The sequence below is a fragment of the Streptomyces sp. NPDC001880 genome, from assembly GCF_053594575.1.
Window position 1 is genome coordinate 1 of sequence record NZ_JBSFET010000153.1, and the last position, 8,179, is coordinate 8,179.

General features: G+C 71.7%; 7 protein-coding genes. 3 read left to right on the forward strand and 4 right to left on the reverse strand.

Features of this window, described 5'->3' with window-relative positions; genetic code table 11:
• The 3 genes from ACWCQ6_RS34560 to ACWCQ6_RS34570 all read right to left on the reverse strand — a co-directional run.
• Positions 1–293 (reverse strand): thiamine pyrophosphate-binding protein (locus tag ACWCQ6_RS34560; protein WP_451096084.1); only part of this gene is annotated, 293 nt, incomplete at its 3' end.
• Between the two features lie 216 nt (positions 294–509).
• Positions 510–3,344 carry a putative bifunctional diguanylate cyclase/phosphodiesterase gene (locus ACWCQ6_RS34565; protein WP_451096086.1) on the reverse strand — a complete coding sequence of 945 codons (2,835 nt, stop codon included), beginning with the start codon at positions 3,342–3,344 and terminating at the stop codon, positions 510–512.
• A gap of 277 nt (positions 3,345–3,621) precedes the next feature.
• Positions 3,622–4,602: a 2-hydroxyacid dehydrogenase gene (locus tag ACWCQ6_RS34570; RefSeq protein ID WP_451096088.1), complete on the reverse strand. Its 981-nt coding sequence runs from the start codon at positions 4,600–4,602 to the stop codon at positions 3,622–3,624.
• 169 nt (positions 4,603–4,771) lie between these two features.
• On the opposite strand from ACWCQ6_RS34570, the gene ACWCQ6_RS34575 reads away from it, so the two are divergent.
• The 3 genes from ACWCQ6_RS34575 (at position 4,772) to ACWCQ6_RS34585 (ending at position 7,331) form a co-directional block, all read left to right on the forward strand.
• Positions 4,772–5,728 carry an aldo/keto reductase gene (locus ACWCQ6_RS34575; protein ID WP_451096094.1) on the forward strand — a complete coding sequence of 319 codons (957 nt, stop codon included), beginning with the start codon at positions 4,772–4,774 and terminating at the stop codon, positions 5,726–5,728.
• A 186-nt stretch (positions 5,729–5,914) separates the two neighbouring features.
• Positions 5,915–7,075: a PQQ-dependent sugar dehydrogenase gene (locus ACWCQ6_RS34580; protein WP_451096096.1), complete on the forward strand. Its 1,161-nt coding sequence runs from the start codon at positions 5,915–5,917 to the stop codon at positions 7,073–7,075.
• A gap of 22 nt (positions 7,076–7,097) precedes the next feature.
• A complete protein-coding gene (locus tag ACWCQ6_RS34585; protein WP_451096090.1) occupies positions 7,098–7,331 on the forward strand; it encodes a DUF6191 domain-containing protein in 234 nt (77 codons plus the stop codon).
• Positions 7,332–7,388: 57 nt separating this feature from the next.
• On the opposite strand, the gene ACWCQ6_RS34590 is transcribed toward ACWCQ6_RS34585, so the two are convergent.
• A complete protein-coding gene (locus tag ACWCQ6_RS34590) occupies positions 7,389–8,027 on the reverse strand; it encodes a hypothetical protein (protein ID WP_451096092.1) in 639 nt (212 codons plus the stop codon).
• Positions 8,028–8,179 lie beyond the last annotated feature (152 nt).

The window sequence follows — 8,179 nt, forward strand, 5'->3', positions numbered from 1 at the left end:
ATGCAGACGCCGACCTTCCCGGTGGCCTGCGCATAGCCGGTGGCGGCGTGTCCGGCGCCCTGCTCGTGACGGACCAGCACATGCCGGACCCGGGTGGAATCCATCATCGGGTCGTACGCCGGAAGGATGGCGCCGCCGGGAATGCCGAATACCGTGTCGGCCCCCACCTCCTCGAGGGAGCGGATGAGGGACTGCGCGCCCGTGACGTGCTCGACGGTGGCGGCGGACGGTCCGCCGTTACGGGCCCGCGGCTGGGGATGGTGGGCCCCGGTGGCCTGCTCGGTCATCGGCATTCTCTTCTCGAAGCTGAGGGATTCTGCGGGTGTTTTGCAACAGTTTGTCTGGTGCTGGTAAAACAAAAAACCCCTCGTGCCGTGAGGCAAGCGAGGGGAGCGCGTCGGTGCGGTCTGCAGAGTGCCTGGCGGGACTCTGCTTCAGCCGACGCGCTTTCCAAGTACGAGAATTCGGGTGCGCATGGCATTGACCCTCTCTCCGACGCACTCGACGTGTCAAGTGGGTGGGACGGGCGTCTCAATATGTGAACCACTGAGGAGGGGGACCGAGCCACCGGTCAGTACCGGCTGAGCCATGGTGCTGCCGGGCACCGGGAACTCGCCACGAGCCAGGGCGCGGCGCAGCCGGTACTCGTCGAGCGGCCCGGAGAAGGCCATTCCCTGTCCGTGCGTACAGCCCATGGCGCGCAGCGCGAGGACCTGCTCCGGTACGTCGACCCCGTCGGCCACGGACTGCATGCCGAGGTCGCAGGCGATCCGCAGCAGGCCACTGGTGATCTTGTGCAGCCGGGCGGACTCCACCACGCCCTCGACGAGGCCGCGGTCCAGTTTCAGTACGTCGATGGGGAGCCGGCGCAGGGCGTTGATCGCGGCATAGCCGCTGCCGAAGCCGTCGAGCGCGATGCGGACACCCATGCGACGCAGGGCCACGAGCCGCTGCTCCAGTTCGTCGAAGGAGATCCGGGGGTCGCTGTCGGCGACCTCGATCATCAGGGCCCCGGAGGGCAGGCCGTGCCGGGTGAGCAGCGCCTCGACGGAGCCGAACGGCGTCCCCTTGTCGAGGAGCCGGCGGGCGGGGAGCCGCACGGCGACGGAGACCGGGTGTCCGGCCCTGGCCCGGTCGGCGGCCTGCTCGACCGCCTCTTCGAGGAGCCAGCGGCCGAGCTCGGAGGTGCGGTCGCCGTCCTCGGCGACGCGGAGGAACTCGGCCGGGGTGAACAGGATGCCCTGGGCGGAGCGCCAGCGGGCCTGGGCGGCGACGGCGGCGACCCTGCCGCTGGTGAGGTGCACGACGGGCTGGTGCAGCAGGGCGAACTCGCCGTCGCGCAGGGCGGTGCGCAGCCGGGCGGACAGCTCGGAGCGGCGCACCACATCGGCCTGCATCTGCGGAGCGTACAGCTCGACGCGGTCCTTGCCGCCCGCCTTGGCGCGGTACATGGCGAGGTCGGCGTTGCGCATGAGGTCGCTGGGGGTGATGCCGGGCTCGGCGAAGGCGACCCCGATGGACGCGGCGACCCGGACCTCTCCGGCGCCGATCCGGTACGGCTGGGAAAGGGTGAGGCGCAAACGGTCGGCGATCTCGTGGACCTGGCACTCCCGGGCGGACTGGTCACGGGTGCCGTCGCCGAGGATGATCGTCGCGAATTCGTCGCCGCCGAGACGGGCCGCGGTGTCGCCCGCGCGAACGGATTCGTGGAGACGGCGGGCGGCCTGGACGAGGAGTTCGTCGCCCGCCTGGTGGCCGAGGCGGTCGTTGACCGCCTTGAAGCCGTCCAGGTCGATGAAGAACACGGCGGTGCCGGAGTCGCCGGAGCGGCGGCCTCCGAGGGCCTGATGGACCCGCTTGGTGAACAGGGCCCGGTTGGGCAGGTCGGTGAGCGGGTCGTGCTCGGCGTTGTGCTGCAACTGGGCCTGCAGCCGGACCCGTTCGGTCACGTCGCGGCTGTTGAGGATCAGTCCGCCCTGGTGGCGGTTGACGGTGGATTCGACGTTGAGCCAGTCGCCCGTACCGGATCTGAAGCGGCACTCGATCCGGGTGGTGGGCTCCTCGCTCGGCGGTGCCGCGAGGAACCGGCGCACCTCGTGCACCACCTGCCCCAGGTCCTCGGGGTGGATGATCGAGGCGAGTTCGGCGCCGACCAGGTCGTCGGCATCGCGCCCGTACACCCCGGCGGCGGCGGGGCTGACGTAGCGCAGCACACCGGTGGGCTCGGCGATCATGATGACGTCGCTGGAGCCCTGCACCAGGGAGCGGAAGTGGTTCTCCTTCTGCGCCAGTTCCTGGGTGAGGGCGATGTTGTCGACGAGCACGATGCCCTGGCGGACGACCAGGGCGAGCACCACCGTGCAGCCGGTGAGGATCACGACGCGGTCCACCCGGCGGCCCTCGACGGCGTTGTAGAGAATGCTGAGGGTGCAGACGGCGGCGGCGAGATAGGGCGTCAGCGCGGCCAGCGATCCCGCGATGGGGCGGCTGGCGGGAGGCGTGCTCCGCGGCGGGGAAGCGTTGTCAGCGGCCCTGTTCGCGCCCCAGGGGGCGTACGCGAGGAGCAGCGAGCCGGCGAACCACCCCGCGTCCAGCATCTGGCCGGAGTGGTAGGTCTGGCGCAGCAGCGGTGAGGTGAACAGGGCGTCGGACAGGACCGTCAGGGCGAGCGCGGCGACGGCGGTGTTCACCGCGGAGCGGTTGACGTTGGACCGCCGGAAGTGCAGCGCCAGCACCATGGAGACCAGCACGATGTCGAGCAGCGGATAGGCCAGCGCGAGCGCCGCGCGGGCCACGCTCACGCCCTCGGCGTCCACCAGATGCGCGGTGTGCGCGAGGGCGAGGCTCCAGGAGAGCGTGAGGAGCGATCCGCCGATCAGCCAGGAGTCCAGCACGAGACAGAGCCAGCCGGCCCGGGTGACGGGGCGCTTGGCGAGAACGAGCAGCCCGACGATGGCGGGCGGCGCGAAGCAGAGGAAGAAGACGTCGGCCAGGGAGGGGGTGGGCACCGGGAGCCCGAGCACGACCTCGTACCAGCCCCAGACGGCGTTGCCCGCGGAGGCCATGAACGAGGAGAGCGAGAAGAGCAGCCAGGCGGGCCGGAACCGGCTACTGCCGGCCCGCGCGTAACGGAAGCAGGAGACGGCGGCGACAAGCGCCGCCGCACTGAGACCGAAATCCCCCATGACGAGCGCCAGTTGCGGCGATCCCCAGCCGAAGGCCGCTCCCGCGGCATATCCGGCCCAGACGACGCCGAGCAGGATCTGCCAGACCAGCGCGGACGTGCCGCCCGCGGCCGCCCTCCGGGAGAGGAGCGCGCCGAGGGCGTCGGCCGGCGCGCTCACCGGGGCGCCCCCGGTGTCGTCGGGTGCGCCCGCACCCGGCGGCCCGCCACCCCCTGTCGGCTGTCCGGCGGTGTCGGATCATGCACCCATCGGCCGTACATCGCCCGTCGCCCCCTCGCGTGTCGCGTCCGCCCCGGCGCCGTCCCCGTCCACGGCGCAGCGCCCCTTTCGGGACGATACACCAGACCGGTCACGGAGGGACATAGTTCCTCTACTCTCCGTGACGACCTGCGGAGTTGTCCGCAACAGTGTGCGACCGAGGGCCTCCGCAGCGTGGTCAGCCGATGGTGCGTACCACGTTCTCCAGCGGCTCTCCCGCGGCGAACCGGCGCAGCTGCCCGGCCAGCAGACGCCCGGCGCGCGGCCTGAAGGCCGATGTGCTGCCGCCGACATGAGGGGTGATCAGGACGTTCGGAGCGTGCCAGAGCGGGTGGCCTGCGGGCAGTGGTTCCGGGTCGGTGACATCGAGGGCGGCCCGCAGCCGGCCGGACCGGAGTTCCAGCAGCAGTGCCTCGGTGTCGACGACGCCGCCGCGTGCGACGTTCACGAGCAGCGCCCCGTCCTGCATCGCGGCGAGGAACTCCGCATCGACCAGCCCCTGTGTGGACGGGTTCAGCGGGGTGGACAGCACGACGACATCGGCCTCGGGCAGCAGCGCCGGCAGGTCGTCGAGCGCGTGCACGGGGCCACGTGCGGTTGTCCGCGCGGAGCGCGCGACGCGTGCCACCCGTGCGCACTCGAAGGGCACGAGCCGGTCCTCGATGGCGGCGCCGATCGATCCGTACCCCACGATCAGCACGGACTTGTCGGCGAGCGCGGGGTAGAAGCCGGACCGCCACTCCTCCTCGACCTGGCCGTGGACGAACCCGGGGACGCCACGCAGGGAGGAGAGGATCAGTGTGAGGGTCAGCTCCGCGGTGGACGCCTCGTGAACCCCCTTGGCGTTGCACAGCCGCACCCCGGCCGGCAGCAGACCGAGCGCGGGCTCGACATGGTCGATGCCCGCGGTGAGCGTCTGCACGACCTGGACGCCCGCCATGCCGCCGAGCGGCCGGACCGAGACCTCGGATCCCTTCATGTACGGCACGGCGTAGAAGGCGCAGTCGGCGGGGTCGGCAGGGTAGTCGGGTTCGCCGTCCCAGAACCGGTAGTTGAGCCCCTCGGGGAGCCCTTCGATCTCGTCGGCCGGGAACGGCAGCCATACGTCGGGCGTCTTCGTCACGTCGGGGTTCTTCGCCTCGTCGGGAGTCTTCGTCATGGTCGGGAGGCTAATCGGCGGAGGCCGTGCGAGGCCGGGCGGGCGGCAGAGGTTACTTTGGGGTGCGGTGCGGTCCCGTGGACGGCGGGGCATGGGCCCGGTTCGACGGCGGGGCCTGGGGAGGATCGGGGAGTTGGAGCGCAGGAGTCTCGGTGCGGCGGCGCTCGCCGTGGGGGCGGTCGGTCTCGGCTGCATGCCGATGAGCTGGGCGTACAGCGCCTCGCAACAGCGCGGTGACCGTGCGTTGCGTACGGTGCACGCCGCGCTCGACGCGGGCGTCCAACTGCTCGACACGGCCGACATGTACGGCCCGTTCACCAATGAGCTGCTGGTGGGGCGGGCACTGAAGGGCCGCAGGTCGGATGCCTTCGTCTCCACCAAGTGCGGACTGCTGGTGGGTGATCAGCACATCGTGGCCAATGGCCGTCCGGGCTATGTACGGCGGGCCTGCGACGCCTCGCTGCGCCGGCTCCAGACCGATGTGATCGATCTTTACCAGTTGCACCGGGCCGACCCCGAGGTGCCCGTCGAGGAGACCTGGGGCGCGATGGCGGAGCTGGTGACCGCCGGGAAGGTGCGGGCGCTCGGGCTCAGCGCGGTCGGGGCGCGGGCCTCGCGTCGGCCGGGTTCGCGGATGTACGACGAGACGATCCGTCAGCTGGAGCGGGTGCAGCAGGTCTTCCCGGTGAGCGCGGTGCAGGCGGAGCTCTCGGTCTGGTCGCCGGAGGCGCTGGAGTCGCTGCTTCCGTGGTGCACGGCGCGGGGTGTGGGGCTGCTGGCGGCGATGCCGCTGGGCAGCGGTTATCTGACGGGCACACTGACGCCGGGACAGGGTTTCGAGCCGGAGGACCTGCGCGCCCGGCACCCCCGGTTCACGGCGGAGATGATGGCGGCGAACCAGCCGGTGGTCGTCGGGCTGCGGCGGATCGCCGAGCGGCACGGGGCGACGGTCGCGCAGGTGGCGCTGGCCTGGGTGCTGCGGCAGGGGCCGCATGTGGTGCCGGTGCCGGGCACCAAGAGGGAGCAGTGGGCGGTGGAGAACGCGGGGGCGGCCGGGCTGGCCCTGACCCCGCGGGACCTGGCGGAGATCGCCTGGCTGCCCCGGGCACAGGGGTCCTGGGACTGAGATCCGCCCCCGCCCGTGCGCACCGGTCGGCAGAATTGGCGGACCTCGGGAACCCCGGGCGGGGCCGTGGTGCAGGAGAGTAGTCAGGTGGCCGTCGAAGGGATCGGTGCTGTGCACGGTGTTCTGTTCGGATCTGTACGAGGCCCCGCCGGGCCGCGGGGCCGTCGTGGCCTGCGCCGCGGGACGGTGGCCGCGCTGGCCGCCGGCTCGCTGGTGCTGACCGCGGGGTGCTCCTCGGACGGCGGCTCCGGCAGCATGGCGGGGGTCGGCGGGACGCCACCGGTTACCAATTCCTCCTCAGCCGCCCCGAAGCCGTCCGCCTCGCCGTCCCTGCCGCCCGCGAAGGGATCGGTGCGGGTGGTGTCGACACTCACCGAGGGCCTGGACTCGCCCTGGGGGCTGGCGGCACTGCCCGGCGGCGATCTGCTGGTCTCCTCCCGGGACAAGGGCACGATCACCCGGATCGACGGGAAGACCGGCAAGAAGACCCTGCTGGGCGCGGTGCCCGGGGTGTCACCCGCCGGTGAGGGCGGACTGCTGGGGATCGCGGTCTCCCCCACGTACGGCGCGGACCATCTGGTGTACGCGTACTTCACGACCGAGTCCGACAACCGCATCGCCCGCATGCAGTACGACGAGAACGGCACCACCCCCGGCCGGCTGCTGGGCGCGCCGGACACGATCCTGCGCGGCATCCCCAAGGGGGCGATCCACAACGGCGGGCGGATCGCCTTCGGCCCGGACCGCATGCTGTACGCGGGCACCGGGGAGACGGGCGACGACGCTCTCGCCCAGGACAAGAAGTCACTGGCCGGCAAGATCCTGCGGATGACCCCGGACGGGGAGCCGCTGCACGGCAATCCGGCGGCCGACTCCGTGGTCTATTCGTACGGCCACCGCAATGTGCAGGGGCTGGCCTGGGACGGTCAGCAGCAGCTGTGGGCGTCCGAATTCGGGAAGGACACCTGGGACGAACTGAACCGGATCGTGCCGGACGGGAACTACGGCTGGCCGGAGGCCGAGGGCAGGGCGGGGCGGAAGGGTTTCATCGATCCCGTGGCCCAGTGGAAGACGTCCGAGGCGTCCCCGAGCGGAATCGCCTTCGTCAAGGGTTCGATCTGGATGGCCGGCCTGCGCGGGGAGAGGCTCTGGCGGATTCCTTTGTCCGGCAGCCGCGAGAGGGAACCTCTCGCGGCCCCGCAGTCGTTCCTGCAAGGGAAGTACGGCCGTCTGCGTACCGTGCTCGCCGCAGGCGGCGACAAGCTCTGGCTCGTCACGAGCAATACGGACAGCCGTGGCACCCCCAAGCCGGGAGACGACAGGATCCTGGAACTGGCGGTGCGGTAGCGGCTACAGCAGGCGGAAGGGCGTGCGGCCGGTGTTCAACTTCTTCGAGGAACTCTTCGCGCCGGGCCGCAAGCACACCGCCGAGGAGCAGAAGCGGCTGGAGCTGACCCGGGAGGATCTCGGCGTCGGTGACCCGGGGCGCGGGCCGATAGACCTGGCCTCCGGAAAAGTGATCGTCAGGGCGCCCGACGCCGACGCCGACCGGGGGCCCGATCAGGACCCCGACGCCCCCGACGCCCCCGACGCCCCGGCCTGAACGACCCGGGCGGGGCCGGGTTCGGCCGCCGGTCCCGGCCCCGGTGTCCCCGGTCGGTCAGCCGGCGGCACCTATCGTCGGCAGCGGCACGATGAGGTCGAAGTACATGCCCAGGGAGAGCACCACGCCGAGGACACCGAGCGCGATACCGGCGGTCGCGACGGCGCGCACCCAGCCGGGCTGCGGGTGCGCGGAGGGAGCGCCGAAGGCCGGGCGGACCAGGGCGAAGACTCCGACCAGCACGGCGAGCAGCGCGAAGAGTCCGTTGACCAGGGCGGTGGAGTGCCAGGCGTCGCCGTAGATCTCGGCGATCTTCTGGGCGGTGCTGCCACCGACCGAACTATTGATCTGGCCGATCAGGGTCTCGCGCTCGGCAACGATCTTGCCGGTCCAGGATCCGGTGAGCGCGACGACACCGAGACCGGCCGCGGCCACGGCGGCCGCCGCGCCGAGGCCGGAGGACTGCTTGCCGGAGTCGTCGAGGCCGTCCGGCTCCAGGTCCTCGGCCTCCGCGAGTGCTTCCCCTGCTTCGTCGTCTCCGTCGGCTCCGTCGGTTTCATCGGCTCCGTCGACCTCGCCCGCGACTTTGTCCTTTTTGACCATGTCGTACGCGGCGTCCTCGGTCGCGGTCTCCTCGGCATCGGATGCCGAGGGGGCAGTGGGGTCGGTGGGGTTCGCGGAAGTCGTGGGGTTCATTTTCCGCACGCTAGGCGGCCCGGATGAGAACCTCCTTAAAGACCACCCGGCCGGCGGGCGCGCGCCCGCCGGCCGGGGGCGGGGGCGGGTTGAGTGGGGGGGGCCGCCGGCGGGGGGCACCGAGAGGGAGGGGGGGGGGGGGGGGGAGAGGG

Excerpts from the sequence above, each read along its gene's own strand:
- ACWCQ6_RS34570 (WP_451096088.1), bottom strand. The coding sequence starts at position 4,602 with ATGACGAAGACTCCCGACGAGGCGAAGAACCCCGACGTGACGAAGACG.
- ACWCQ6_RS34590 (WP_451096092.1), bottom strand. The coding sequence starts at position 8,027 with ATGAACCCCACGACTTCCGCGAACCCCACCGACCCCACTGCCCCCTCG.